18 protein-coding genes are annotated in these 26399 nt (G+C 42.8%); 2 read left to right on the top strand and 16 right to left on the bottom strand.

Translation table 11 applies throughout. The annotated features are described in order from the left end of the window. The 6 genes from ACESMA_RS10920 to ACESMA_RS10895 all read right to left on the bottom strand — a co-directional run. Positions 1-189, bottom strand: a 189-nt coding sequence (locus ACESMA_RS10920; protein WP_372948848.1) for a hypothetical protein, incomplete at its 3' end; no start/stop codon positions are given. Between the two features lie 418 nt (positions 190-607). After that, entirely contained in the window at positions 608-2053 is a 1446-nt protein-coding gene (locus ACESMA_RS10915) for a Gfo/Idh/MocA family oxidoreductase (RefSeq protein WP_372948847.1), read from the bottom strand. Between the two features lie 109 nt (positions 2054-2162). Next, positions 2163-3506 carry a Gfo/Idh/MocA family protein gene (locus tag ACESMA_RS10910; RefSeq protein WP_372948846.1) on the bottom strand — a complete coding sequence of 448 codons (1344 nt, stop codon included), beginning with the start codon at positions 3504-3506 and terminating at the stop codon, positions 2163-2165. A gap of 187 nt (positions 3507-3693) precedes the next feature. Further along, complete coding sequence (locus ACESMA_RS10905; protein ID WP_372948845.1) at positions 3694-4533, bottom strand: sugar phosphate isomerase/epimerase family protein; 840 nt, start codon at positions 4531-4533, stop codon at positions 3694-3696. 2 nt (positions 4534-4535) lie between these two features. After that, positions 4536-5861: a DUF1080 domain-containing protein gene (locus ACESMA_RS10900; protein ID WP_372948844.1), complete on the bottom strand. Its 1326-nt coding sequence runs from the start codon at positions 5859-5861 to the stop codon at positions 4536-4538. Positions 5862-5981: 120 nt separating this feature from the next. Continuing rightward, a complete protein-coding gene (locus tag ACESMA_RS10895; RefSeq protein WP_372948843.1) occupies positions 5982-8090 on the bottom strand; it encodes a S9 family peptidase in 2109 nt (702 codons plus the stop codon). Between the two features lie 88 nt (positions 8091-8178). Here ACESMA_RS10895 and ACESMA_RS10890 point away from each other — a divergent pair, with 88 nt between their 5' ends. Further along, positions 8179-9513: a sodium:solute symporter gene (locus tag ACESMA_RS10890; RefSeq protein ID WP_372948842.1), complete on the top strand. Its 1335-nt coding sequence runs from the start codon at positions 8179-8181 to the stop codon at positions 9511-9513. 115 nt (positions 9514-9628) lie between these two features. Here ACESMA_RS10890 and ACESMA_RS10885 read toward each other — a convergent pair whose 3' ends face one another. From ACESMA_RS10885 to ACESMA_RS10875, 3 genes are all read right to left on the bottom strand, one after another. Beyond that, the gene (locus tag ACESMA_RS10885; protein WP_372948841.1) at positions 9629-9835 is read right to left on the bottom strand and encodes a hypothetical protein; all 207 of its coding nucleotides are present in this window, start codon (positions 9833-9835) and stop codon (positions 9629-9631) included. A gap of 5 nt (positions 9836-9840) precedes the next feature. Further along, positions 9841-11331, bottom strand: a complete 1491-nt coding sequence (locus ACESMA_RS10880; RefSeq protein WP_372948840.1) for an alkaline phosphatase D family protein — start codon at positions 11329-11331, stop codon at positions 9841-9843. A 227-nt stretch (positions 11332-11558) separates the two neighbouring features. After that, positions 11559-11795: an Arm DNA-binding domain-containing protein gene (locus ACESMA_RS10875; RefSeq protein ID WP_372948839.1), complete on the bottom strand. Its 237-nt coding sequence runs from the start codon at positions 11793-11795 to the stop codon at positions 11559-11561. A gap of 580 nt (positions 11796-12375) precedes the next feature. Here ACESMA_RS10875 and ACESMA_RS10870 point away from each other — a divergent pair. Then, positions 12376-12612 (top strand): substrate-binding domain-containing protein, encoded by a 237-nt coding sequence (locus ACESMA_RS10870; RefSeq protein ID WP_372948838.1) that lies wholly within the window; start codon positions 12376-12378, stop codon positions 12610-12612. 116 nt (positions 12613-12728) lie between these two features. Here the strand turns inward: ACESMA_RS10870 and ACESMA_RS10865 are convergent, their stop codons facing one another. From ACESMA_RS10865 to ACESMA_RS10835, 7 genes are all read right to left on the bottom strand, one after another. Beyond that, the gene (locus ACESMA_RS10865) at positions 12729-14504 is read right to left on the bottom strand and encodes a hypothetical protein (protein ID WP_372948837.1); all 1776 of its coding nucleotides are present in this window, start codon (positions 14502-14504) and stop codon (positions 12729-12731) included. Continuing rightward, positions 14504-15991 carry an alkaline phosphatase D family protein gene (locus tag ACESMA_RS10860; protein WP_372948836.1) on the bottom strand — a complete coding sequence of 496 codons (1488 nt, stop codon included), beginning with the start codon at positions 15989-15991 and terminating at the stop codon, positions 14504-14506. Before ACESMA_RS10860 ends, ACESMA_RS10865 begins: the two co-directional genes overlap by 1 nt. Before the next feature lie 78 nt (positions 15992-16069). Continuing rightward, the gene (locus ACESMA_RS10855; RefSeq protein WP_372948835.1) at positions 16070-18100 is read right to left on the bottom strand and encodes a beta-galactosidase; all 2031 of its coding nucleotides are present in this window, start codon (positions 18098-18100) and stop codon (positions 16070-16072) included. 7 nt (positions 18101-18107) lie between these two features. Further along, positions 18108-19535 carry a glycoside hydrolase family 28 protein gene (locus ACESMA_RS10850; protein ID WP_372948834.1) on the bottom strand — a complete coding sequence of 476 codons (1428 nt, stop codon included), beginning with the start codon at positions 19533-19535 and terminating at the stop codon, positions 18108-18110. Further along, positions 19532-20734, bottom strand: a complete 1203-nt coding sequence (locus tag ACESMA_RS10845) for an alpha-L-fucosidase (RefSeq protein WP_372948833.1) — start codon at positions 20732-20734, stop codon at positions 19532-19534. Before ACESMA_RS10845 ends, ACESMA_RS10850 begins: the two co-directional genes overlap by 4 nt. Next, positions 20731-22245: an endo-1,4-beta-xylanase gene (locus ACESMA_RS10840; RefSeq protein WP_372948832.1), complete on the bottom strand. Its 1515-nt coding sequence runs from the start codon at positions 22243-22245 to the stop codon at positions 20731-20733. Before ACESMA_RS10840 ends, ACESMA_RS10845 begins: the two co-directional genes overlap by 4 nt. 104 nt (positions 22246-22349) lie before the next feature. After that, entirely contained in the window at positions 22350-26366 is a 4017-nt protein-coding gene (locus ACESMA_RS10835; RefSeq protein WP_372948831.1) for a two-component regulator propeller domain-containing protein, read from the bottom strand. Positions 26367-26399 lie beyond the last annotated feature (33 nt).

The following is a 26399-nucleotide window of genomic DNA, read 5'->3' as shown; positions in this document are numbered from 1 at the left end:
AGTGCCTTTAAGAACAATTGTAACTCCCGGTAGTGGGGAACCATCATCTCCGGTTATGTTACCGGTTATGGTTCTTGTCTGGGCGACTGCCCCAAGTTGAGATATCAGAAAAATCCCAACCATAAGAAACTTTGCAAAGGACATATTAAGCCCTTGTCGCAAAAAACTTTGCGTTGCGCTTTTTTTCATAGGTGTAAAAATTTTTAATTAAAAAATAGAATTAATTATTCACTAAAATGAAATTCATTTCATATCATAATTTCTTAATAAGATCAAGGATTCTATTTGGATTTTTTCATAGGCAGAATAGATTTTTAGTTATAGTCCAACTTTCTTGCTCGAATGATTTCAAAGGAAACTTTTTCAGGTTGAAATGTTGCTTATTCTTCAAAAATATTTTTTGGTCGTTTTCCGTTATCGCTAACGTAACAAATGTATAAAAAGAATCAGGAGAAAAAAATTTTAGCTGGGTTTTTAACAGCATAAAATTCAATTTATTTATTTAACTCATTAAAAATAAATTACTTATATTCCTTTATTCTTTAAAATCAAAAACAATATTGCTAAAATCGGTGGAAAAACCTGAAGTTTCTTCAGGCTATTAATCCTACAGTTTGTAAAATTCCTCCCATCCTTTGCGGGGAGGAGCACCAACCAACATTTGGTTTGCCAACACGTTATTGGTTACCTGTTTCTTTTTACGGTCGAAAATAATTTTTGAATTTAACTGCTGCGCCATGGTGCCCAATGTAAATACCTGGCTTAGCGGACCGGCAATGTCAAACGACGAGCGGCATTTTTCCTCTCCTTTACAAGCCAGCAGGAAATTGGCAAAATGATTCGACGGGCTTTTGGGTACTTCCGGCAGTTTCGATGCCATATCTTTGGCTTTGTCTCCAGGAATAATCGACAAAGTGCTACCGTGCGAACCACCTTTGAACATCAATTCTTTGGAATAAATAATTTTCCCCGGCCCCAACTTTGCAGGCTGCATTTGCCCGTTGCTTGCAGGTGGAATATTCGGGTCAACTTCCAGGTTACCATACCCTTCGGGGACCTGCGGGATGTTGTTCATCCCATCGTACCAGGTAATGGTAAGCGGCGGCATTTTTCCGCGTTTTGGGAACTTAAACGCCAGAGTGGTTTCTTGTGGGAAAAACAGTGGATTGTAACCATCAATGCGGACCGGGTCAACTTCATAAGGCAATCCCAAATCAAGAAATTCATGAGCGGTATCCATTATGTGAGCCCCCCAGTCGCCAAGTGCGCCCATTCCAAAGTCGTACCAGCAGCGCCACTGTCCGTTTACAAAGTCTTTTTGATAATCGTGATGCTCAGCGGTCATTAGCCATGTGTCCCAGTCCAGAGTTTCCGGAATGGGCTCACCATTGGGGAATTTGGTCATGCTGGTGTCCCATCCATGCCAACGACGGCGGCCATTCATGTGTGCGGTAATGGCAGTCACATCTTTGATTATTCCTGCTTCAACCCATGTTTTAAACTGAAAATAATTTCCTTCAGAATGTCCCTGGTTTCCCATTTGCGTGGCCACCTTGTATTTTTTTGCACCATTTATCATCAGTTCAATTTCGTTGAAAGTACGGGCCATTGGTTTTTCAACATATATATGTTTCCCTTTCGACATGCCCAGCATGGTTATGGGGAAATGGGAAAAATCAGGGGTACCCACACTTACCGCGTCAAATTCATTTTCAATTTTATCAAACATTTCCCTGAAATCCTGAAAACGTTTTGCCTTTGGATAGGCTTCTATACTTTTAAGGGTGTGTGGAGCGCCCATGTCAACATCGCAAAGGGCCACAAAGTTAACAAGACCGGTTTTGTAGAAATCGCCCATAATTTGGCCACCACGGTTTCCAATTCCGCAACAAGCCATGTTTACTTTATCGCTGGGGGCCACCGATGCGTTTTGGATAATTTCGCCCGCTTTATTCCTAATTTCGGGTTTGGCAAATAAAACGTGTGCTGGAACAATGGTAATTGCTCCAAAAGTGGTTGCAGCTCTTTGTATAAATTTTCTTCTTGATGTCATTGATTTCAATATTTAATGATTAAAGTTTCGGGTTCACTGTAATCAAAAAGTTCAAAGTTCAGCGTTCTGAATTTGAACCACTCGATACTTTGAACCCAAAACTCAAAATTTATATTTTTGGTTCCCAGCCCGGTTCATATTCGCGGCCCCACAGTTTCATGGCTTCGCGGTCGAACATCCGTCCGGTTTTGTCGTCAATATCGAATCCTTTTCCAATGCGGTAAGCAATATTGGAATAATGCACCATGGCCATGCTGATGTTGGCATCATCGATGGGTGCATTCAGTTTTGCTTTACCCCGGATGGTATCAAAAAAGTTTATCACGTGTGTGGTTGACATGTCGCCTCCACCGCCCAGCGCTGTTCCTGCTTCGGTTGAACCCGATTTTGTTTCACGGATAACTTTTCCACCCCTGTCGGTTAAAATGTATTTATCACGGTCAACAAAAACAGAACCCTCGCTACCATAGATGATGGTTCCGCGACCGCCCCCGTATGTGTCGTAACCGCTGCGGCTTTTACCGTCCCATTTAATAATTTTGTCGCCGGCAAACCTGAAAGTGGCATCCATGGTGTCGTACATTTCCCAGCCATCGTTTACAAAATGCCTTTTGGCTGCCTCCACATCAACATGCAGCGGAAAGTCAACCTGCAAGGCCCAGCGCGCCACATCCAGCTCATGGGTGGCATTATTTCCGGCTTCGGCAGTTCCATAATTCCAGCCATACCAGTGCCAGTTGTAATCCCATGTTTCCACGGTATATTCACGACGCGGTGCCGGCCCCTGGAACAATTCCCAGTCGAGGCCCTGCGGTACCGGTGCTTTTTGCTGATGGGGAACTTCTCCGCGGGCACTGGTATAAAAGGCCACGGCTTTATAAGGCGTTCCAATTGTTCCGTTATGGATTTCCTTCATTATTTCGATGGTATGGTCGGATGAACGCTGCTGGTTGCCCATTTGCACCACTTTGTTCAGCTTTTTGGCAGCTTCCACCAGAATCTCATTTTCAAACATGTTGTGGCTGCTTGGTTTTTCCACGTAAACATGTTTCCCTCCTTTCATGGCCATAACCGAACCCGGAGTATGCCAGTGGTCGGGAGTGGCATTGATTAAAACATCCACTTTCGGATCGTCAATCACTTTCCTGATATCGTTTTCCAGCTTCGGTTTATAATCAATTCGTTTTGAAAAATTCTGAAGCGCTCTTTCACGCTGTTTTTCCATCACATCGCACAAATAAACCAACTCTACATTTGCTTCCTTTTTGGCAATGGGAGCATAAAAAGCACCCAACCTGCGACCCAATCCTGCAATGGCCACATTCAACCTGTCGTTTGCCCCAATTATCCGGCTGTAACTTTTTGCCGACATTCCCATAGCCGATCCACCCACTGCAATTCCTGCCGCTCCGGCTGTCATTTTTTTAAGAAATTCTCTTCTGTTTGCACTCATATTATTTTTAATTCTTTGATATTATTAATTTCCAAATTACAATTTTAAATCTTTTTGATTCACTAAATGATTGAAGTAGGAAGTCGGAAGACCGAAGTTGGAAGACCGAAGACCAAAGTCTTATTATTCTTTAAATCCAGAGCTCTGAATTTTAAACTTTAAACCTCGAACTTTAAACTTCTTCCTCCTACAACATCGCCATCACACCTTTGGTATAACCGAACGATTCCATCATTCCCGGCAGTGGATCGTCAGCTTCGGCTTCATATTCCAAAGCCAGGGTTCCTTTGTAACCCATGTCCACAACATTTTTCATAAACGCAGGAAAATCGATCACGCCACGACCGATAATGCAGGTCTTTCCTTCGGCAGCAGCGGCTGTAACGTCTTTAATGTGGATATCCAGCACCCTGTCGAAAAAGTCCTTTACATCCTGCTCGGGATCGCGGTTGATGCGTTTGGTATGCCCAATATCAATGCAGAGGCCCATACGTTTGTCCATGTTTTTAATAAGGTTGTAGGCACTTTCGGCGCTGGGATACAGTTTATCGCCCGGTCCGTGATTGTGAATGGCCAGTTTAATGTCGTACTCTTTTACTTTGCCTTCCACGTATTCCAGCAACTCATGGTTTGGAACACCTACAATCATTTCCATGCCCGCCGTTTTGGCGTATTCAAATGCCCGGTCAACATCCTCTTTTGAGCGCATGTAAACCACGCCGGCGCCGTAAAGCGTAACTCCCTTTTTCTTACAGAGCTCCACCGTTTCTTTAATGGCTGCATTGTCTGCATCAAGCGGCAAATGCATGTCTTTAAATGTAATCCGGTTCACTCCACAGCGCACCGTCATATCAAGCGCTTCTTCGGTAGAAAATTTCCGTAGGGTGTAAGATGCCACACCGAGTTGAATATCACTCTTGCCTTTTCTTACTTCAGCATTAACTGAAGCGGCATTTGCCAACCCGGGAACTGCTGCTGCAGCCATCCCGATTCCGGCAGCTTTTAAAAAATTTCTTCTGTTTGTCATTATTATAATTCCCTTATTTTAATACTTCTGAAATGCACTTCATCATTGTGATCCTGAATATGTATCGGACCTCTTTCGGCCATGCCAAAACCTTCCATTTTGGCAAATTTACTCCCTGCAACCAATTCTTTAAATTCTTCACTTCCTCTGGTAAACTCCACCACTTTTCGCCCGTTCAGCCAGTGTTCTGCCCTGTTGTCGGGGTAAAGAACAATGCGTCCTCGGTTCCATTCGCCGGGCCCGTTAATAAAACGGCCTTCTTTTTTGGCAGGAATTAAATCATATAACGAGGCGAGTGTGCGGTTTCCGTTTATTCCGTTTTTGGCATCGGGATGATTTTCGTCATCGAGAATCTGATACTCGAGCCCAACTGAATGCCCATTATTTCCAAGACCGTATTTCACACCGCTGTTGGCGCCTTCAGTAAACATAAAATCGAATTTCAGTTCAAAAGGACCAAACTCTTCTTTGGTTATAATACTTCCGCCTTCACCACCTGGCAAAACAGTAAGTAAGCCGTCTTTTACCTGCCATCCTTCAGCAGGGAATTCGTCACCGTCAACACTTTTAAACTGATCGGCTGACTGGCCGTCGAAGAGCAGTTTATAACCTTGTTCCTTTTCTGCTTCACTCAGGTTGTTGGCTAACATATTAACTACATAAATGCCTTCGTTGGGTGAAGGTTCCAGGTTCTCGGTTTTAATGCGGATGTTCCGCCACTTGATTTGACGGTTTGCCATCGCCTCATCGCGAATGGAATGAACCTGCAAAGCAATAAAACCTTTTGGTGTCATATCGTCGAGGAGATATGAAACGGGAACACCGTTGAGCCATGTTTTAATTGACGGCCCAATGCATTCAATGCGGTAGTGGTTCCACTCGCCTGATTTAAAAGCCGATTTTGCATCCGGGTTCAAATCCACCGGATAAAGCCAGCCGCGACGGGCTTCGTCGTAAATGCCAGCACTCCAGGCACGGTCAGAAGGATCCACCTCGCACTGGTAACCGTGTACTCTTCCGTTCATATAATCGGGCAAACTTTGGCTGCGGAACTGCATGCCCGAGTTGAAATCGTCCACCAGCAACATTTCGAGTTCAAGTACGAAATCACCGTATTCTTGTTCGGTACATAAAAACGAATTGGGCGTGTTGGCCACTGTGGTACCTACAATCTCCCCGTCGATGGCTTCATAAATTGCCTCGCCGTTCAGTTGTTTCCAACCGGTTAAATCTTTACCGTTAAATAAATCTGTCCATCCATCATCTGTTGGACTGTTGCAACCATTCAATACTAATACTGCAAGAAAAAACCAGAGAATTTTATTCATGATATTTAATTTTTAGTTTGTTTTTCCATCAAAACAATCCCGTGTACGAACACGGCTTTTGCAAATTTAATTATTTTTCGGTTCGAAAGGAGATGTTTCGCAACAGAAATTAAAATGAATTTATTCGATTCCCAGCAAATCGAACATAAATGCATATTCAAGTGCGGCATCCTTAATCCACTGAAACCGTCCCGAAGCGCCGCCATGTCCGTAGTCCATGTTGATATGGAAAATGAGTGGATTATCGTCGGTCTTTAATTCGCGGAGTTTAGCAACCCATTTAGCCGGCTCCCAATATTGTACCTGCGAATCGTGGAATCCGGTGGTGACCAGCAGTGCCGGATAATCTTTGGCTTCCACATTGTCGTAGGGCGAATAGGAAAGCATGTAGTGGTAGTATTTTTCGTCGTTAGGATTTCCCCACTCGTCGTATTCGCTGGTGGTGAGCGGAATGGTTTCGTCAAGCATGGTTGTAACCACATCAACAAATGGCACGTTGGCAATTACGCCCTTGTACAGGTCGGGACGCATGTTCATGCAAGCGCCCATAAGCAAACCACCGGCGCTGCCGCCTTTTGCGAACAGTTTTTCCTGGTTTGTGTATCCTTCGTTAATGAGGTGCTGTGCACAATCGTTGAAGTCGGTAAAGGTGTTCATTTTATTAAAAAGTTTTCCGTCCTCATACCAGGCCCTGCCGTTAATCTGGCCGCCCCGGATATGGGCAATGGCATATACAAAACCGCGGTCGAGCAGCGGCAAAATGGGCAGCCGGAATGTGGGATCCATGGTGGCACCATAAGAGCCGTAACCGTAAATGAGTGCCGGGTTATCACCATTTTTTTGCAATCCTTTGCGGTAAACCAGCGACATTGGAATTTGGGTTCCGTCGCCGGCAGTGGCGTAAATGCGTTTGGTTACGTAATCGTTTTTGTCGAAACCTCCCAGCACTTCGTCCTCTTTCAGCAAAGTGCGCTCTTTGGTTTTCAGGTTGAAATCGAAAATGGAATTGGGCGTAGTAAGCGACGTGTAGCTATACCGAAAAACCTCTGTATCGAAATCGAGGTTTACATTACCGCGAACGGTATAAATTTCCTCATCAAAATCAATGTAATACTCGTTATCACCTTCCCAGGGCATCACGCGAAGTTGGGTAATTCCTTCTTTCCGTTCCGAAACGACCAGATAATCCTTCAGAATTTCGAAATCCGAAAAATAAACATCTTCGCGATGAGCAATCACCTCCTGCCAGTTTTCCTTTTCAGTAGCTGAAACTTGTGTTTTCACCAATTTAAAATTTAGCGCATTGAGGTTGGTGCGGATGTAAAAATCGTTGCCAAAATGTTCCACCCTGTATTCCAGTCCGCGGGTACGGGGCTGAATGATTTTAAATTCCCCGGCGGGATTGTTCGCATCCAGAAAACGATATTCCGAAGTGAGCGTACTTTCACTGCCAATAATCAAATAATTTTCAGACTTGGTTTTATATATGAACACCGAAAATGTTTCATCGTCCTCGTAAAATACTTCTTCGTCATTTTCGAAAGGAGTTCCCAGCGTGTGTTTCATTATTCGTTCGGAACGCAATGTTACGTCGTCTTTTAAAACGTAGTAAACCGTTTTATTGTCGTTGGCCCAAACAATTCCGCCCGAAGTAAGTGGAATGGCATCTTCCAGCAATTCGCCCGTTTCCAGGTTTTTAAACCAAATAGTGTATTTCCTTCGGCTGACTGTATCCACACTGAATGCCAACATTTTATTGTCGGGACTTACGGCAGTGCCACCCAATTGGTAATACTCGTATCCATCGGCCATTTGGTTTACATCGAGCATGATCTCCTCTTCGGCATCCAGTGTACCCTTTTTGCGGCAAATCAGATAATATTCGGTTTCGGGAACGAAGCGACTGTAGTAATAGTAGCCGTTTTTTTTGTACGGAACCGATTCGTCCTCCTGCTTAATTTTCGATTTTATTTCTTCAAACAACTCCTCCTGAAACGGTTCAGTATGCGCCAGCACTTTCTCTTTATACTCATTCTCAGCTTCCAGAAATTCAATCACTTCCGGATTGTCGCGTTCACGCAACCAATAATAATTATCCACGCGGGTATGTCCGTGTATCGTCAATTCCATGGGTATCTTTTTAGCTTCCGGCGGAGCGATTCGCTCCCTGGTATTACAACCTGTCAAAAATAGAAAAACCACCAAAATGGTAAATATCAGTCGCTTCATATCAGTACATTTTTTTTAAAAACTTAGCGAAAATACAATATTGAATGAGATTTTCCGATATTTACCCCTCATTCAGTAAAAAAAAGAAATGGACAATCCGGTTGTTTTTGTGGCCATTTATTTTGTTTTTGTTTTGCTTTTAGGCGTTTATTCCTGGTTCAAAATTAAAACGCCATCCGATTATTATGTAGCCGGCAAGAATGCAAAACTCATTCCGGTTTCGGGAAGTTTGCTGGCGACAATTCTGGGCGGTTCGGCCATTTTGGGCACCATTGAGCTGAGTCAGAGTGTGGGCTGGGCAGCATTGTGGTTTTTGTTTTGTGCTTCGTTTGGATTGTTTGTTCTGGCGCCATTGGCCAAATATGTAAGTCGTTACGGAAAATTTACTTTGCCCGGTTTACTGGGACATTTTTTTGGGGAACGGGCGCGGCTTATTTCGTCGCTGGTAATTCCGCTGGCGTGGCTGGGTATTGTGGGGGCGCAGATTATTGCAGCGGCCAAAATTCTTGCCGGGCTGGAAATAATTGGTTATTCTGCGGCTGCCGTGCTGGCCGGAACGGTTTTTATTCTTTACACTCTTTTTGGCGGGCAAATGAGTATTCTGAAAACCGATACACTTCAGTCTGTGCTTATTGTAGCCGGACTTGCGGTATTAACTGTTTTTGCCACCCGGTCACAAGTGGCAACTTCTTTGCCAAAACTGGAAACCGGAGCCTTGTTCAACGAATCGTTTTCTGGTGTGGATTTGCTTATTCTGGTACTCACCTACTCGGTTACTTTTGTGGTGGGTCCCGATATTTACTCGCGCGTATTTTGCGCCAAAAATGAAAAAACTGCCACCCGCAGTGTGTTGATTGTGGCCGTAATCCTGATTCCCATTTCATTCGCACTCACTTTTCTGGGTGTGTATTCCAACGCCACCGGAAGTCGCGAGATTATGTCGTTTGCACAGCACCTGCTGCCCAACTGGTTTTACGGACTGTTTATCGCGGCGCTGCTTTCGGCGGTGATGTCGTCGGCTGACACAACATTGCTCACTTCATCGCTCATCCTCAGTGAACTGTTCCATTCCGATATGGAAGAAAAAAAGGCGTTTCGGATGACCCGGATTCTGATTTTAGTACTTGGAGTTTTGAGTATTGGCATTGCCCTGTTTGTAACCTCCATTTTGCAGTCGCTTCTGCTGGCGCTCACCTTTTTTTCGGGTGCGTTTGTGGTGCCCATGTTAGCTGGCTTACTGCATTTGAAGGTTGTTAAACCTCAACTCACCGCCGCCATGCTGGTAGGCGGTTTTGTTGCTTTAACCGGCAAACTCATCAACCTCTGGGGCGATCCGCTTTTGGGGAATTTGATAATTATTTCTGCTTTTGTGGTGAATGTTGTGTTGATGTTTGTTCGGTTTGGAAAAAAACGGAGAAAGTAATAAAATTGCTCAACGGCATTCTCCGAAACTATTCTGAATTTTAAGCAGACACAAACCTGCATTTACCAAATTCTTTGAATTTCATCATTTGAAGTAATTGGCAAATTTTGAACTTTTAATTGAGCCGCCAGCAATCAGTTGAAAAAAACTCAATTTTCACACCCGGGACTCCGACGCAGAAAATATCCACAGCCTGGCTATATTCCCAGTACCAATCGCCAGAACCAATGCCTCCACTACGTTGCAAAGTACTGCCACAATTTCGAACTTTCGTTGCGGAAATCCGTCCGTTTATCTGATCGGCAGGCGCTGTTATTTTCATTTTAATCATCTTTCAAGGTTTAAAATATGCTCTTCCAGTATTTTGCCAAACTCATTGATCAACCGGAATGTAACCACCGGTTTATCTCCTTGGGTGTCGAAAGTAAATTCACCAAAAGCTATGATGTCTTTCCCTAAATAACCAAATAATTGATTTGAAGTGTCTTCTGCCATGGCAGCAGGGCCTGGCACTCCACCAAGTGAAGCGACCTGAAATTCATAAAACTGAAATCCTGACGGGCGGGGGATGGTAAATCCGCGCGCACCGTGCCGATCGCCGCTAACCAGGATAACTCCGGAAATATTTTCAGTTTCAATAAAATTGAAAAGTTCTTCGCGCCCTTCGGTATCCCAGGTTCCCCATGAATCCTTTCCGGGAGTAATGTAATCGCTCCACATGGTTCCGCTGGAAATGATCTTAAACGGGGCGTCGGATTTTTTTAAAGTCTCTTTTAACCAGTTGAGCTGTTCCTTTCCCAAATAGGCACCGTATTCTCCCCGCCGCTCATTTTCGCGAAAAGACCGGGTATCGGGCATTATCACCTCAACTGGTCCAATACGCGTATTAAAATAAATGCCCGGATGGCTATTTTCTGGATTCACCCAGTTCTCATGCCAAACAGCCCTGACAGCTTCTCGGTCAGCTTCTGTGAATCCTTCCGGAATTCCGCCGAGGTCATTGTTGAAATAATCATGGTCATCCCAACTCGCATAAAGTGGCAAATTTGTGGAAAGCTGGCTCCATGATTTCGAAACATCCCGAAGCAAATAGTCCGACCGGTGCATGTTAATCTGGTTTTCCCTGTCGTCAACCGCCATATCGCCCAAAAGCATCATGGCATGTGGTTCTCTGTCCAAAATCTGGCTGATCAGATTTGGATTATGCAACCCAATTTTGTGAAAGCAGGAACCGAACGCCAGTTTGAAAACTCCTTTATTGCCGGAAACAGGCGCTGTTTTAAATTCGCCATCTGCAACACTTTTGTTGCTGACGATAACAGAATATTTGTAGTTTTTATCGGAAGTTAATCCATCCACAACTATTCTTTGTGCCACGCCGGACTCAATCGAATTCTGATCAAAAGATTTTTCAAAACTACCATCAGAGCTTGTAACTTTTAAAAACAGTTTTTCGGCTGTGCCCGGGCGCAACCAGATATCCACTCCGTCCTCTCGGAGGTTTCCCTGCATTGGGGCTCCCATTAACGGCATATCATATTTTTGTGCAGCATCAATAATATCAGGATGCGAAAAACCGGCATCCGGATTCTCTGAAAAAACAGCCCGCGCATCAAAATAAAACTGCCGGATGTTTTCAGGCAAACGCCCGTAACTGTCGAGTAACTTCATATCTATTTCCAAATCTCCAATGTGCGCTTCAGGGAGAGTAACTTTGTGGCGGGGTTGAATCGTATCTGGATTTGCGCCATAGCAAGTGGTACTAAAAAGAAAAAATGCAAGAAAAATTAACCTGCCAAAAATTTTATTATTATCCATTTTTCAAATTTATTTGATCTAAACGTATTCCGATTTGCCGTTAAAAATACCCATAACTTTCTCCTACGCAAAATTTGGTCAATCCAATCTTTCGTTCCCATGCCATTTATAAATCTTTCCGCTCAGTTCCCTGGCTGTCTCAATCAGCTTAAAATACGATTTACTTATTACGCTCATTAAAACAATTGATTTATAAACATAACAAGCAAACAGAAGTGAACAATCGGCTACCAACGAGCTGTTTTTTTTAAGTCCAGTTTATCTAACCTTAAATTTATGATGCGAACTTTTTCGGTCCGACCCCTTACCATTTGGCCATCCGGATCCCAGCTTTCGTTAGGAATAAAAATGCCTGTTGACAATTCAATCCGGCTGCCTTCCATGCTGCATCTGGCATAAAGGGGGCATTTGCTGTCTTTTCTGCTTTTTATGCTTTTCAAATGTAAATTTACAATAATTCTCATGGTAACCCTGGTTAAAGTTAAAAACAGGTCTCGCTTTAGTGCACAAAACTATCTTTTTTGGGGTCCATTTACAACACCAAACAAGACCAAAAAAATCAATTTAAATGATGAATATCAGAGAGTTACAAGGTTTACCGAGACAACCTTTTGGCTAAAAATTTAATAGTCTCGATTTAGTCACCTTTTATCTGCTTTTTTATGGTGGATTTTGATTTTCACCAAACGAAAAAAGCACTTAAAATCAACGTTTTAAGTGCTTTTGTTTTTCTTTGTTTTCCTGAAAAGTGACTCAGCTGGGGCCCGAACCTGTCTTACATCCAACTGAAAATCAACATCATTTTAAGCACTTAAAACAATTGGTCTCGATTTAGTCTCTCTTGGTATTCATCAGAACTTGTGTAAAAATAGTTCAATCGTAAGATTTGAGCAAGCTTACTGAACGAAATTTTTAAAAAATAATGTCCATTTTTCGACGCCCAATGGATACTGGACGGGGATATTTTCCATAAGTCCGCTCAGCCCATCAATTCTTATTCATAACAGCCTGACCCGGGAGAATGGTACAAATGCCGTAAAAAAGTTGTTGCATAATAAAATAAAACCCGATGTTATTTTTTGCGCCAATGATACCAGTGTACTTAGCGTAATAATTTATCTTCGCCAAAAAGGATTAAAAGTGCCTGATAATATTTTAATTGTAGGGTTTAGCAACGAACCTTTTTCAGAGGTTGTTACGCCTTCCATCAGCACCATCAGGCAGCCGGGTTTTGAAATGGGAAAAAAGCGGCAGATTTGCTCATCCGGCAAATCAATTTGAAAGATAAATCCAATCGTCTCCAGACTCTTGTAATGCCCACCGATCTTATTGTCAGGGAATCGTCGGTAAGGAAATAACAAAAGGATATTCAACGATAGGTCCATGGGATTTTCAGGTCAGAAAATATCCAGCGATTCAATTTTTACATTCAGTGTTCCGTTGCAGGGAATATCCACAGCTTTATTGTATTCCCAATACCTGACTCCAAAACCGATGCCCCGGTTATGTTGTGAAGTACTTCCCCCATAGCGCACTTTTGATACGGAGATTTTGCCTTTTATTTGTTCGGTAGGTGCAGTCACTTTCATTTTCGAACCATTTGGTGAAACCAGGATGAATCCGTTTTCAAGGACTTCCACCTCGTTAAATTCAGGGGTGTTCAAACGCCAGACTTTCCCGTTTTCAGATAAATCGTTGATTTTTATGACAACGCCATTTTCATTTTGAAATCCGACTTCAATATTTCGTTTGTGATTTTTTACGCCTAAACTACTCCCTTCTGCCGAGGCAAAAAATCGGTCTCCATCTTTCCATGTTTTAAAGGAATGACTTTCCTGTGATCCTTCGGGTTCCTTTTCTCCCACTAAAGGTTTTGACGGGAAAAAGTTTGTCTGGCCGGCAATTTCACCGGTTCGTCCGGCACCAGTTACCAAAATGTTCCCATTCCCAATTATTCGGAAAGTCAGGTTATCAGGACCTTTGTGCCCGGAAACACGTTTTAAAGGCACATTAAACGCCACCACAATATCGTTTTCATCCTGAAACCGGTTTCGCCAGACCGAGACACCGTAAGTTTCATCGGTAAAAGTAAGCCACCCCAATTTTCCCGGGTTTTGTGCCGGAATTTTTTCGGGATACCAGCAAACGGAATAAAACAAATTGCCCCGCTTATCATCGATTCGTTCAACATCCAGCAAATAATCATGCATCCATTTTATAGCCGGAATTTGGTTTTCAGGATACAGACGCAATCCGAAAGCAGTCAGCAGATAACTTCCTTGTGGGTCGTCGTCTGATAAATCGGGCTGGGTGGTTCGGCCTCCGGGATGCGGAATGGCAACACTGGCAGCGGACCAGCCCCATAAAGTGTTGACAGCATGTGGCGCGTAATTTTCCAGTTCGAAAACCGGATTACCGCTGCTGTTTTGCAAGGCAGCCATTGCAGGTGCTATAAAACTCCAGTTGTAAACATGGTATGACAAACTTTCGGCGCTCCAGCCTCCCGGAAAAATATTCCGTTCGATATGGTCTCTCAGCCGTTTCTGGATGTCCCAGATAAAAGGCAGTGCCGGATTACGATCGTATTTTCCTTCCAAATCGTCGTAAACCAGTGCTGCCAAAAGTGCACTTCCCCAGCGGACTCCGTTCCAGTTCGATTCCATAGCATAATTCGCAGAATACCCCATGTTGGAATTAACAGTGAGCATGGTCTGAAAAAGCTTTTCAGCAACTTCTTTTCGCCGGTTTTCATTCCATGCATGATAACAAAAATCGTAACAAACTGCTGTGCCGAATAATTGTGTTGCACGTGTCAGTCCACGCGATATGGGTTCATTGAAATAAATGGAGTCGTGAATTACCTGCTGAAGTGTTTGCCAGCATTTTTCCGCCCAGATTTTTTCTTCAGTTAAAACATAAAGCTGAGCCTGTTTTTTGGCCAGAAAAACGGGTTGATACGGGTCGGATATATCCAGTTCTTTTTCAGCCTGAACTGTAGTAATTTCCATCTTTTCAAACCAGGTTTTGAAAGGCTCCCGTTTTACCTTTTCCCTGATTACATGAACTTCCTTTTGGGTAATAATTCCCCGCGGGTGATTAAATTCCTGCTGGGCAAAAACAGTGAAGACAGCAAATTTTAATACAATCAGGAAAACCGAAATCCGTTTAATCATCATTCAAGGTTTAAAATATGTTCTTCCAGTATCTGGCCAAACTCATCTATTAACCGGAATGTTACCACTGGCTTGTCTTCTCTGGAATCAAATGAAAATTCACCAAAAGCTATGATGTCTTTCCCCAAATATCCAAATAGTTGATTTGAAGTGTCCTCTGCCATGGCAACAGGGCCCGGCACCCCGCCAAGCGAGGCTACCTGAAATTCATAAAATTGAAATCCTGACGGCCTGGGAATGATAAATCCGCGTGCCCCATGCCGATCGCCACTAACCAGTATAACACCGGTAATATTTTCAGCCTCAATAAAATTGAAAAATTCCTCACGCCCTTTTGTATCCCAGGTTCCCCATGAATCTTTTCCGGGAGTTATATAATCGCTCCACATTGTTCCGCTGGAGACGACCTTAAACTGCGCGTCCGAATTTTTTAATGTCTCTTTTAACCAGTTGAGCTGTTCCATTCCCAAATAAGCACCGTATTCTCCTCTTCGTTCGTTTTCGCGAAAAGACCGGGTATCGGGCATTATCACCTCAACTGGTCCAATGCGCGCATTAAAATAAATGCCCGGATGGTTATTTTCCGGATTAACCCAGTTTTCATGCCAAACCGCCCGGACTGCTTCTCGGTCTGCTTCGGTGAATCCTTCAGGTATGCCGCCAAGATCGTTGTTAAAATAATCATGATCATCCCAGCTTGCATAAAGCGGAACAAAAGCCGAAAGCTGACTCCATGACTTTGAAACATCCCGCAACAGGTAATCCGATCGGTGCATGTTAATCTGGTTTTCCCTGTCGTCAACCGCCATGTCGCCCAAAAGCATCATAGCATGTGGTTTTCTGTTCACAATTTCACTGATAAGATTCGGATTATGCAAACCTATTTTATGAAAGCAGGAACCGAATGCCAGTTTGAAAACTTCTTTACTGCCGGAAACAGGCGCTGTTTTAAATTCACCATCTGCAATCCTATGGTTGTTCACGATAACAGAATATTTGTAGTTTTTGTCAGAAGTTAATCCATCAACAACTATTCTTTGTGCCACTCCAGATTTTACCGAATTTTTTACAAACGATTTTTCGGCGTTTCCATCAGAAGTTGTCACTTTTACCACCAGTTTTTCGGCAGTGGCCGGGCGCAGCCAAATATCCACACCGTCTTCCCGTAGGTTGCCCAGCATTGGGGCTCCCATTAACAGCAATTCGTATTTTTTGGCAGCCTCGATAATATCAGGATGCGAAAAATCTGCATCCGGATTTTCCGAAAATACAGCTCTTGAATCAAGGTAAAACTGACGAATGTTTTCAGGTAAACGTTCGTAACTGTCGAGCAACTTTGTATCTATTTCCAAATTTCCGATATGCGCTTCAGGGAGAGTGACCTCAAAACGAGGTTGAATCGTATCTGTGTTTGCACCATGGCAAATGGTACTGAACACAAAAAATGCCAGAAAAATTATCCTTCCGAAAACTTTATTATAATTCATTTTAAAAATTTATTTGATCTAAACTTATTCCGATTTGACGTTAAAAATACCTATAACTTTCTCCTTTGCGAAATTTGATCAATTCATTCTTCCATTCCCATGCCATTCATAAATCTTTCCGCTCAGTTCTTTGGCTGTTTCAATTAGTTCAATGTGTGGCTGATCGGTAATATCCACCAAACCAATGGGTTGATTTTCCCCGTTGGAAACACGCCCCGTAATGTGCTGGTCGGTAAACTGGTACCAGTGGCAACCCAGCGACCAGGGCGTTTTTGCCCAGGTTTCCACATAATTTTTGTAATAGGCTCTCCTTTCATCGGGTGGAGTGGCGCCCCAGGTTGCAGGGACCTGCCTTTCCGATGCCAGATTGATGTGGTGCTCTCCAATTAAAATGGGCTTTCCCGTTCGTTTGTACCATTCGCCCATCACTTCTTCGGTTGGGGCCCAGGCGTAAACGTTTACCGTAACCACATCGCAAAATTCTCCGGCCACCCGGCAAATGTGTTCCGGTTTAATTTTTCGTGTAAACCTGCATCCCAGGTACAAATGTTTCGGGTCGTATTTTTTCAGGGTATTTCTGATGGAGCCAAAATATTGTTCAGCAAAAAGGATTTCAAAAGCTTCCAAATCTTTCAGAAAATCGGGGCTGCTCAGGTTCACATTCAAATACTTTAAATCCTCCCAGGTTTTAAAGGCAGTTCCCCATTGTTCATTCAGGTTTTTTAGCAAGCGATATTTTTTCTGATTAAATTCAAGCCATGCACTGCGCGATTGAGAATTTGAAGGCATATTTCCCAGTAAATCCAGTTCTCCCCAACCCGCTTCGTTATCTACAAAATAACCCAGCAAGTATGGATTATCTTTATATTCAGCAGCTTTTTCAAACACAGAATCGATATGTTGCTGCCACTCCCCATTAAAAACATCAGGAATGCCGTTGTCAAGCATCAGTTTTTTGTTTTCAGTGGTTCGAAAAGACCATGTAAACGGAAATTCCGCCTGCATAATCAACGAATCCTCCGACCAGTTGCCAATAGTATTATAGCCCCAGCTATCCAAACGCCTGAATGCTGTTTTGCGCCATTCATCCACATCGGGATATTTCCGGATGACGTTCCAGCAATAAAAACTGGCATCTTCATCGCTTGTCCACACATAAGAGTCCTTACCTTTTTTGGAAGGAATCTCTTCAAACAGAAATTCCCGTCCTTTGATTTTTGTGCATCCCACGTTTTCTACTTTCGGACGAATACCTGTTACTCCAAACGACCAGAATAACCTGCCGGAAGGTGTAACAAACCAGTACTTTCCGTTTACCTGTTCCACCCTGAAAAATCCGGTTGCTTCCAGTTGTGGTTTGTTTAACCAGCCTCCAAAGTTGTCCCATTCGGTGCGCAATTTCTGATTAAGAGTGTTTGATTCATCCATACGGTTTGAAGTCAATTCTTTTTCTGAATGAATCTTTCCCGGCCAGTTTTTGCTGATACGTTGCCCAAAACGATCAACCACCGGTTGCGACTTTATTGGAATACCACCTGATAATTTTGCTGAATGAATTATCAATTCTGTATTGTGTTCCTTACCGCTAATTTGAATATAATGCGGTTGATATGGAGGATGATTCCCCGCAGTGAGCGGCAAATCGGTAATATCCATATCAAAAAGCAATTTTTGGGAAGGCCCGATTGTCAGCGTGTCTGTTAAAATTCCCCGAACCCCTTTGAGAGAAATAAGCAGATTTACAAGCCTATTTCCTGAATTTTCAAATTTTAGCTGAAGCTTTGAATACCCTTTCCAGTCTGCCGGAAGCCCCACTGACTCGGGAGTAAATTCCAAAAAGCCATCTGGTTGCAAAAAATAAAGATTTAAACTTCCATTCTTATGCGACAAATCACAATGAAATTGTTTGACCGGAAAGGATTTTTTTTCTGCTGATTCTGTAGCCCTTTGCGGATACCAGGTCTCTCCCGGCTGTGCCTCTGTAATAAGTGAAAAACTGGCTGTTACTGGTTTTTTGTAAAACCGGCTGCATCCGTAAAAAATGAGTATAATCAGCACAAAAAGAGTAGCTTTTATAAAAATATGCCTGGTTTTTAAAGTAGGTCTCATTCCTGAATTATAATTTTTTTGATAAAACATTTTTAAATATTACGGCCGGCTCATCTTTTCCCGGTACTGGATCAATAGAGACTTCATTCCAATTCAATCCACTTATGTTTTCGAAAACCGCTCCATGTTGCCATTTAGGTTCTGGTTCTTTTTCATTCCAGGTTATCTTAAAATGATTCATTTCGAGATTTTTCACATCATGCGCGTAAAATCCCTGCAAGGCTCTTTTATCGGGCCGGTCTTCAGGATCCATTTTTATGGAAACATCGCTAAACTGAATATTTTCAAGAGGTCGTTCGGGATGTCCTTCAATTTTTGTGGTACCCTGCCCGGTAACTCTGATGTTTGAAAAAAAGACATTCCGGATATGTCCGATTTTTGAATTTTCATTTCGTTGGGTAACTACCAGCCAGATAGGATCTCCACTTCCCCACCAGTAAAAATCCTTTCTGCGACAATCAATGGTTATATTGCTGAAAAGGATATTTTCGGCTGTTGCGCCATCGCGAATTATGATGGCCAAACCTCGATTTGTATTTCGGATTATACAATTTGAAAAAACAATGTGACGGAAATCGGCAAAACTTTCGGTTCCCAACTTTAGCGCAGCCGAAGTAGAAGAAAGAATACAGTTGTTTACCGTAATGTTTTCGCAAGGCGTTGCCGGACCGTCTTTATCTGTTGTTTTCAGCACAATGGCATCGTCGCCGGTTTCGATTATACAATTGGATACGGAAACATTGGAGCAACCGTCAATGTCGAGGCCGTCGGAGTTGGCTCCCTTTTCAAGGCTTGAATAGATTTTAATGCCATCAACAACCACATCGCGGCAACTTTTCAGGTGAATACCCCAGTGCATCGAATTTAAAAACGATGCATCGCGGAAAGTTACATTCCGGCAGTTATTGAAAAAAACCATCACAGTAAGCGGCGGAATTTTTTTATGTTTTTTCATGGGAACACCGGCCTCCCGGGCAATGCGGAATTCTTCAGCCACAAAATTGTCAATTCCTTCCAAATCATCTAAAAAATATTCTGCTTTCCCGTCAATGATACCGGTTCCTGAAATTCCTATGTTTACAGCATTTACAGCAAATACCTGAACCGGAAGCCCGGAGGCATGAAATCCGGCATCGGTAAATAATTTGAATTCGTTTTCGTTTCGAGATGAAACCAGTTCAGCTCCAGGGGAAAGATGCAGATAAACATTGCTTTTCAAAACCAATGTTGCTGACCGGTAAATTCCAGGAGGAAAAACAACGGTTCCGCCCCCGGCTTCGGCACAAACATCGATGGCTTTTTGCAAAACATCTGTTTGCGGTTGCTTTGCGTCGGGTACCGCTCCAAATTCGGTCACATCAAAAAAGGGTTGGCCGTGTACAATAAAAAATGCAAATACTCCAAAGAGCAAAAAAATTATCCTGCCTGTTTTCATACCCGCAATGATTTTAAAGTGGATTCATCTTCGGGCCTGAGCAAACCATTTGCCATAGGGCCGCAATTGAGCAGGAGATTGGCTTCCATTTTTTCAGCCACTTCCAGGTAATTCAGTATGGTTTCTTTGGAAGCCACCGAATGGTCCCACTCGTGCCAGAACCAGTTGCCCGATTTAAACTGCTTATTGCCTTTAACCGACATGGTGGTTTCAATTTGCAGGGGCAGATAAACCTGGCCATTCAGCCAGTCCCACACTTTCACATCGTTTTTGTTCGGGCTGGTATATTTTTCGCCGCAGCGAATATCCACCGGATGGAGCGGCACTCCCGGATATGAAGTGGTGGCATTATTCATTACCAGGCAATTGGGCTGAATCGATTTGATAAACTGGTACAAATGATCCATTTGCCAGCGGTAAGCGCCTTCCATACGCCAGGCATGAATGAAATCGAGATCGCGCCGGTGGTTTTTTTCCAGAAATTCTGCCTCACCATCAATCTCCTGCTTTTTGGTCCAGCCGTGGTTTTGTTTTTTCCAGAATCCGTCGAACCAAAGTTCAACCACTTCACCATAGTTGGTTAAAAGTTCTTCTAACTGAAGTTTCATCCAGTCCACAAACCGCGGTTCATCGGTATCGTGCAATTTCTGGTTCCGGTCCCATAAAGAATAGTATAACCCGAATTTCAATCCGTATTTAGCAGCCGAATTGGCCACTTCGGCCACCAAATCGCCCTTCCATGGCGAGGCAGCCACAGTGTAATTTGTATACTTCGAAGGCCAAAGGCAAAACCCGTCGTGATGTTTTGTTATCAGCACGATGTATTTCATTCCGGCATCGCGGGCTGTCCGGCACCACTGGTCGGTGTCCAGTTTTTCCGGATTGAATGCTTTCGGGTCGAGTGTTCCGTCGCTCCATTCCATGTCGTAATACGTATTAATTCCAAAATGGATAAACATGCCAAATTTTAAATCCATCCAGGCTTTTTGGTCAGCAGAAAGACGCGGAGATTCTGCCGAAGGCATCCCTTCGGACAACGCCGCATTGTTTAAATCAAGCACTGTTTTTTCTGAATGCGGAGTTGAAAACTCCACGTCCTGTGGCACCAACCCCGAGCCTGCTGCATGAATTACGGCTGCTGTTCCGGCGCCTGCCAGTGCCGCATTACGTATAAAATTTCTTCTTGAAAATCGGTTCATTCCAAAACGGTTTTTATGGTTATACTATTTAAATCACGGTTTTTATCTATTTGAAAGTTATGCCCGGTGGCCACTCCGTTTGATGGCTGAATGAATGCGGTATAGTCGCCGCAGAATCCGCGGAAAGCCACCAAACCATTTTCATCGGTTCTGAGTTTCAGTTTTGTAGTCCACTGGTTATGAATCAGGTCTTTCACTTTATAATACAAGGGCTGCATTTCATGAGCAGAATTAGTTTCATTTAAGAATTTAACGGTCATGCCCATAAATCCCCAAAAATAAAATGAGTCGATGTTGGGGTGTGCAAAAGCACAGGTAAGAAAATCCAGCACATACTTATCGCGAAGTTCTTCAAGTTCTTCTTCATTTAAATCTTCGTATTTTTTATTTCCTGCGAATTTTCTCCACTCTTCGCCTTCCACTGCGTTTTTTGTTTTATTTTTAAGTTCATCGGTATTAGCCCAAAATTCAGTAACAGTTAAAGGAATTCCGGCAGAAGACATTTCATCAAAAAAAGCCATTTGCTCAGAGGGAGTGATCCAGCCGGTATGGCACTGAACTCCCATCAGATTGGGAGAAACACCCGCATCGCCAAGTCGCAGCATGAGTTCGATGTACCGTTTGCGCTGAATTTGCGGGGTAATAATTTTTCCGTCGTGACTGGTTTGCTCACCAAACTTTGCAGTGGACAACCCATAATCGTTAATGGCATAAAGGGCGTTGGGGTCTTCCTCGCGGGCCCAGGTCAGAACTTTTCCAATATAATCCACCATATTTTCCATGGTTTCCCGGTAAGGCCACTCTCTTTTTGCCAGGTTTTTCGGATGGGGCTCCCAGAGCATTTCGTTGACGGCATCCCAGACTTTTACCCGGTTTTTGAACCGGGCGGCCAGATTCCGGATGCGTACTTCCACAAATTTCATGTGGGTTTCATACGGATATTTTGCCAGCCAGTCAGGGATTGCCTTTGGAACCGTCCAGTACATGGGGTGCCCTTTGGCTGTTAATCCATGTGCATTGGCCCAGTTCACCGATTCTTCAAAATCGTCCCACCGAATTTCACCCTGAAAATCCTGAGTTTTGGCTGCATCGTTTCGTGGACGTTCGGCCCAGTAAACAGTGGTGTTTAAGGAGTTGAGCACTTCTTCAAAACGTTTCCGGTAATATTTCAGCCGGTCGGTGCCACCCATACCGTTGCGTACCATGGCCGACATGTTCCAGTTGTTGTCTCCGAACAGAAACTGGTGATTGAGTTGGTTTATTTCCACATCGTGGTTTGACAAAGGTTTTCCCCATTTGTTAAGGAACTGAATACGTGTTTCGCGTTGTCTGATTTTGGGGATGTTTTTCCGGGCTTCGTCCAAAACGGTGGAAGAAGTTGAAAATCCAAAAAGGAGGTTTCCGTTTTGGATTAGCGGATTTTCTGCCTGTGTATTCATCGAATTTGAAAGCACAATCCCTGCTGTTCCGGCCAGCGATTTTCCCAAAAAATGTCTTCTTGTCAATTCCATCCTTAAAAAATTTAATTAAAACTAATCATTTTAATCTCTGTAAAATTGACAAGATGACCGGAAACAGCAATTTGGAATGTATTACACCTTAGTTTGAACTGTATTTACACTTTGTGCGGTTGACCGGAATCTTTAAAGCGGGAAGGAACGACACCAAATTGTTTCTGAAAACATTTGCTGAAGTATTTCGGGTCTTTGAACCCGACCGTATATGCAGCCTCGCTGACGTTGTAATTTTTGTCTTTAATTAACCGCGCCGCAATTTTTATACGCGTAATTTTTATGAATTCGGATGCCGACAGTCCGGTAAGGGCTTTTAATTTCCGGTATAACTGGGAGCGGCTGGTGGCCATTTCCCGAGCAAAATCGTTGATGTCGAATTCGCTTTCCGAGAGGTTTTCTTCAATGACTTCATAGGCTTTTTTCAGAAACTTTTCGTCGCCCGAGGCAATTTTCAAAATTTCGGGTTCCGACCAGGCATCCCGGATGAATTGTTGTTTCAGTTTTTCTCGAGTGGTTAAAAAATTCCGGATTTTTTCTTTCAGAATAGTGATATTAAATGGTTTGGTGATGTAATCATCTGCGCCGGCGTGATAGCCTTCCTGTTGCGACTCGCTACCCGAAAGCGCGGTAACAAGCAGCACCGGAATATGGCTGGTGCGTTCATCTGTTTTTACCTGTTTGCAAAATTCAAATCCGTCGGTGCCGGGCATCATAATATCGCTCATTATCAGGTCGGGATTAAATTTCAGGCATTTCTCCAGTCCCTCTACACCGTTTTCTGCTTCCAGTATTTCATACTCCCCACTCAATTCGTTCACCAGATAATTCCTCATCTCCTGGTTGTCTTCTGCAATTAAAATCACTTTTCGAATATCATCTTGCAGATTATCAGGTTCCGGCAAATCACATGACATTTTTTCCTGTTCAGTTTCTTCTTCAGAGTGAGAAGATTTTTCGGGATGAATGACGGGAAAACATACGATAAAACGCGAACCTTTACCGGGCGTGCTTTCTGCTTTTACAGTTCCCTGATGGAGTGCAACCAGTTCTTTTACCAGTGAAAGACCTATGCCGGCGCCTCCTGCATGACTCTTAGCCTGGTTTACCTGATAAAACCGGTCGAATATTTTTTCGAGAGAATTTTCAGGGATTCCAACGCCGGTATCTTTAACCACAATTTCGATTTGTTCTGCCCATTCACTGTGATGTTTGTCTGAATACTTTCCAATTTCCAGGGTAATTTTTCCCGAAAATGTGCTTTGTATAGCATTCGACAGTAAATTGGTCAGGATTTTTTCCATTTTATCGGCATCAAACCGGGTGAAAATATGTTCTTCCTGGGCGATGAATTCGAAACCCAGCTTTTTCTTTGCTGCCAGTCCTTTAAACCGCATGGCAATTCCCGACGCAAACCTTATAAAATCTGCATAAGCATAAGTTACCTCCATGTTCCCCTGGTCAATTTTACGAATATCCAATACCTGGCTCACCAGTTGTTTCAACCGCAATGCATTGGCATGTACCTGCGCCATTATTTCATGCCCAAGTGGCTTCATGGTCTCCATGTATTGTTCAATGGGTGAGATAATTAAAGTTAAAGGTGTTTTAAATTCGTGGGAAATATTGGTAAAAAAACGGAGTTTCAACTCATTTAGTTCATGTTCTTTTTGGGCCAGTTTTTCAACATTTTCAACTTTTAAATGCTGCAATTCCAATTCGTTTTTTAATCGTTCACGTTTGATGTTAAAATTTCGGAACATGTAAAGCAGCAGGATAAAAATTAGGAAATAGGTTAGATATGCATACCTTGTCAGCCAAAAGGGAGGATTAAGACGAATGCCCAATTGTTTGATTTCAGACCACTGGTTGTCGGGATTTTTTGCCTGAACTTTAAAAAGATATTCTCCAAAAGGCAGGTTCATATAGGTTTTTTCACGTGAATTATATTGTTCAGTCCATTCCGTGTCAAAACCTTCCAGTATATAACGGTAAAGCACTTTTTCGGGCTGTTCGTAATGGAGCAGTGCAAACCGGATATTAAAAAAGTTCTGATTATGCTTCAGTTTAATGAAATTGCCGGAATTACGGTAAGGTTCAAGATTTAAATCCTGAGTATTGCCTATGTTTCCTACAGAAAAACCGGTAAATTCGATGTTGGGCTTATCCGGGGAAATGTGAATATCTGCTGGATCGAACAAAACCAGACCATTATCACCACCAAAAATAATTTTGTCGTTTTTTAATTTACAGCCCACATTATCTCTGAAATAAATATCAGGAACTCCATCAAAATCGTCATACATCCGGAAATGGTTTTCATCCGGATCAAACCGGACCAGATTATAAGCGGTTGAAAACCAGATTTCATTGCCTGGCCCCTGAAAAATAACATTCACTTCATAATTTACCGGTCCGGGCAATTTATCAAAATACCTAACCTCTCCGGTAATTCTTTTAACGCGGTACAAACCTGCATCTGTGGCATTATAAAGGAAGTCGGGTGTAGCATATACTGATTTGCTGTTGGGAAAATGAAAATTTAAGGTGGAATCAAATTGAAATTCCAGGTTTGAATTTTTGGGTTTTTCAAACCAGGAAATGTCGGTGCGGGTTATGAAAAGCATTTCAGTAACGGTTTCAAGCCACGCGTAAGGATTTGTAGTTGTTGGTACGCGAATAATTTCAAAATTTCGTGTTGCCAAATCAATTGCTCCCAAAATACCGGAAAATACCATAACCCTGGTTTCTGAAAAATAAAAAGAAAAGATTTTTCTGTTTTCAAGCTCTTCAAAAATCAGCTTTTCAATATTTTGTTTTTTAATATTGTACGTATAAATACCTCCCTTCAATCCACCAATCCAGATATTCCCATTTCCATCACACTGAATAACATTCGGAGATTCGGGCAGATTCAGGTTTAAGGGTTCGATTCTGTAAGTTTTTAGATTGACTCTGGCAATATCACCTTTAATGGCAGCCCATACATTTCCCTTGTAGTCTTCGCAAATCGACGTTACCACAACCTTTTCAAATGAGTTTTGCGGATTAATAAATTTAAAGGGTACGGGAGAAGTGCGGGTCATAAATATTCCATTTTCACGTGTTCCAATCCAAAGCTTACCGTCAGAACTCATTTTCATTGCATAGATGCTAAGTCCTTCAGTTGCCCCTTCTCCCTGAAATTCTGAGAAATAATGATAAAATATATTATCCTCTCTGTTAAAATAGTCCAGGCCTCCTTCTTCGGTACCTATCCAAATGTTGTCCCGTTCATCTACTTCAATCGCTTTTACACTATTGCTGTTTATACCGGCAGAATCGATCGGATTGTGACTGTAAACCGAAACTTTGAGTTCGGGGTGTGAAATTTTCAGGAGCCCGTGTACATAAGAACCCATCCAGAGATTGTGCCGGCTGTCTTCGGTCATACTCATTACCGAAGAACGATTGAGAAACTCCAGCCCTTCGTCTGTAAACCTGGAATAAGTTCCGTCGGCAGCATTAAATAAATAAACGCCTCCATTCCAATAGCTTACCCAAAAACGACCGAAGGAATCGATAAAAAAAGTTTCGAGCGAACCGGAAGTTCCGGGAAAATCGGGGTTGAGGTATTTTGCCGCTTCGCCGGTTAACGGGTCAAATTTCACCAATCCTCCCGTGTATCCAATCCAAAGATTATTATTACCATCTGCTGCAATTTTTTTGATATCTTTTCTTTTGCCCAGTTTTTCTGGCAAGTCGTATCTGATAAATGAATTGGTTTTTCTGCAATAGCGGTTTATCATTCCCTTACTCGTCCCAATCCAAATATTATCAGCGTTATCGTTATATATGTAACTGATGTCATTATCGCTTAATGAAGTAGTATCATTCTCATTATGGGTAAACGATTTGAATTCATAGCCATCGTATAAATTCATGCCGTTTTGGGTGCCAACCCAGATAAAACCTCTGGAATCGGTTTCAATGGCGGTTACCCGGGGGTGCAGCAATCCTGCATCTGTACGAATATTTTTAAAGGGGAACCAACGCGAAAAATCGGATTCCCGGGCCAAAGCTCCGGAAAAACAGGAGGTTAAAACTAAAATTAAGCCGATTTTAAACAATAGTTGCCTCATGGCGCAATAGTATAATTTACTAAAGGGATAAAG

The sequence above is a fragment of the Mariniphaga sp. genome (genome assembly GCF_041687215.1).
Lineage (GTDB): Bacteria > Bacteroidota > Bacteroidia > Bacteroidales > Prolixibacteraceae > Mariniphaga.
The sequence above is the reverse complement of the archived record's forward strand: the minus strand, read 5'-3'. Positions and strand labels throughout refer to the sequence as shown.

Excerpts from the sequence above, each read along its gene's own strand:
- ACESMA_RS10835 (WP_372948831.1), bottom strand. The coding sequence starts at position 26,366 with ATGAGGCAACTATTGTTTAAAATCGGCTTAATTTTAGTTTTAACCTCC.
- ACESMA_RS10860 (WP_372948836.1), bottom strand. The coding sequence starts at position 15,991 with ATGAATTATAATAAAGTTTTCGGAAGGATAATTTTTCTGGCATTTTTT.
- ACESMA_RS10850 (WP_372948834.1), bottom strand. The coding sequence starts at position 19,535 with ATGAAAACAGGCAGGATAATTTTTTTGCTCTTTGGAGTATTTGCATTT.
- ACESMA_RS10855 (WP_372948835.1), bottom strand. The coding sequence starts at position 18,100 with ATGAGACCTACTTTAAAAACCAGGCATATTTTTATAAAAGCTACTCTT.
- ACESMA_RS10900 (WP_372948844.1), bottom strand. The coding sequence starts at position 5,861 with ATGAATAAAATTCTCTGGTTTTTTCTTGCAGTATTAGTATTGAATGGT.
- ACESMA_RS10845 (WP_372948833.1), bottom strand. The coding sequence starts at position 20,734 with ATGAACCGATTTTCAAGAAGAAATTTTATACGTAATGCGGCACTGGCA.
- ACESMA_RS10890 (WP_372948842.1), top strand. The coding sequence starts at position 8,179 with ATGGACAATCCGGTTGTTTTTGTGGCCATTTATTTTGTTTTTGTTTTG.
- ACESMA_RS10865 (WP_372948837.1), bottom strand. The coding sequence starts at position 14,504 with ATGATTAAACGGATTTCGGTTTTCCTGATTGTATTAAAATTTGCTGTC.
- ACESMA_RS10875 (WP_372948839.1), bottom strand. The coding sequence starts at position 11,795 with ATGAGAATTATTGTAAATTTACATTTGAAAAGCATAAAAAGCAGAAAA.
- ACESMA_RS10915 (WP_372948847.1), bottom strand. The coding sequence starts at position 2,053 with ATGACATCAAGAAGAAAATTTATACAAAGAGCTGCAACCACTTTTGGA.
- ACESMA_RS10880 (WP_372948840.1), bottom strand. The coding sequence starts at position 11,331 with ATGGATAATAATAAAATTTTTGGCAGGTTAATTTTTCTTGCATTTTTT.
- ACESMA_RS10895 (WP_372948843.1), bottom strand. The coding sequence starts at position 8,090 with ATGAAGCGACTGATATTTACCATTTTGGTGGTTTTTCTATTTTTGACA.
- ACESMA_RS10905 (WP_372948845.1), bottom strand. The coding sequence starts at position 4,533 with ATGACAAACAGAAGAAATTTTTTAAAAGCTGCCGGAATCGGGATGGCT.
- ACESMA_RS10885 (WP_372948841.1), bottom strand. The coding sequence starts at position 9,835 with ATGAAAATAACAGCGCCTGCCGATCAGATAAACGGACGGATTTCCGCA.
- ACESMA_RS10910 (WP_372948846.1), bottom strand. The coding sequence starts at position 3,506 with ATGAGTGCAAACAGAAGAGAATTTCTTAAAAAAATGACAGCCGGAGCG.
- ACESMA_RS10840 (WP_372948832.1), bottom strand. The coding sequence starts at position 22,245 with ATGGAATTGACAAGAAGACATTTTTTGGGAAAATCGCTGGCCGGAACA.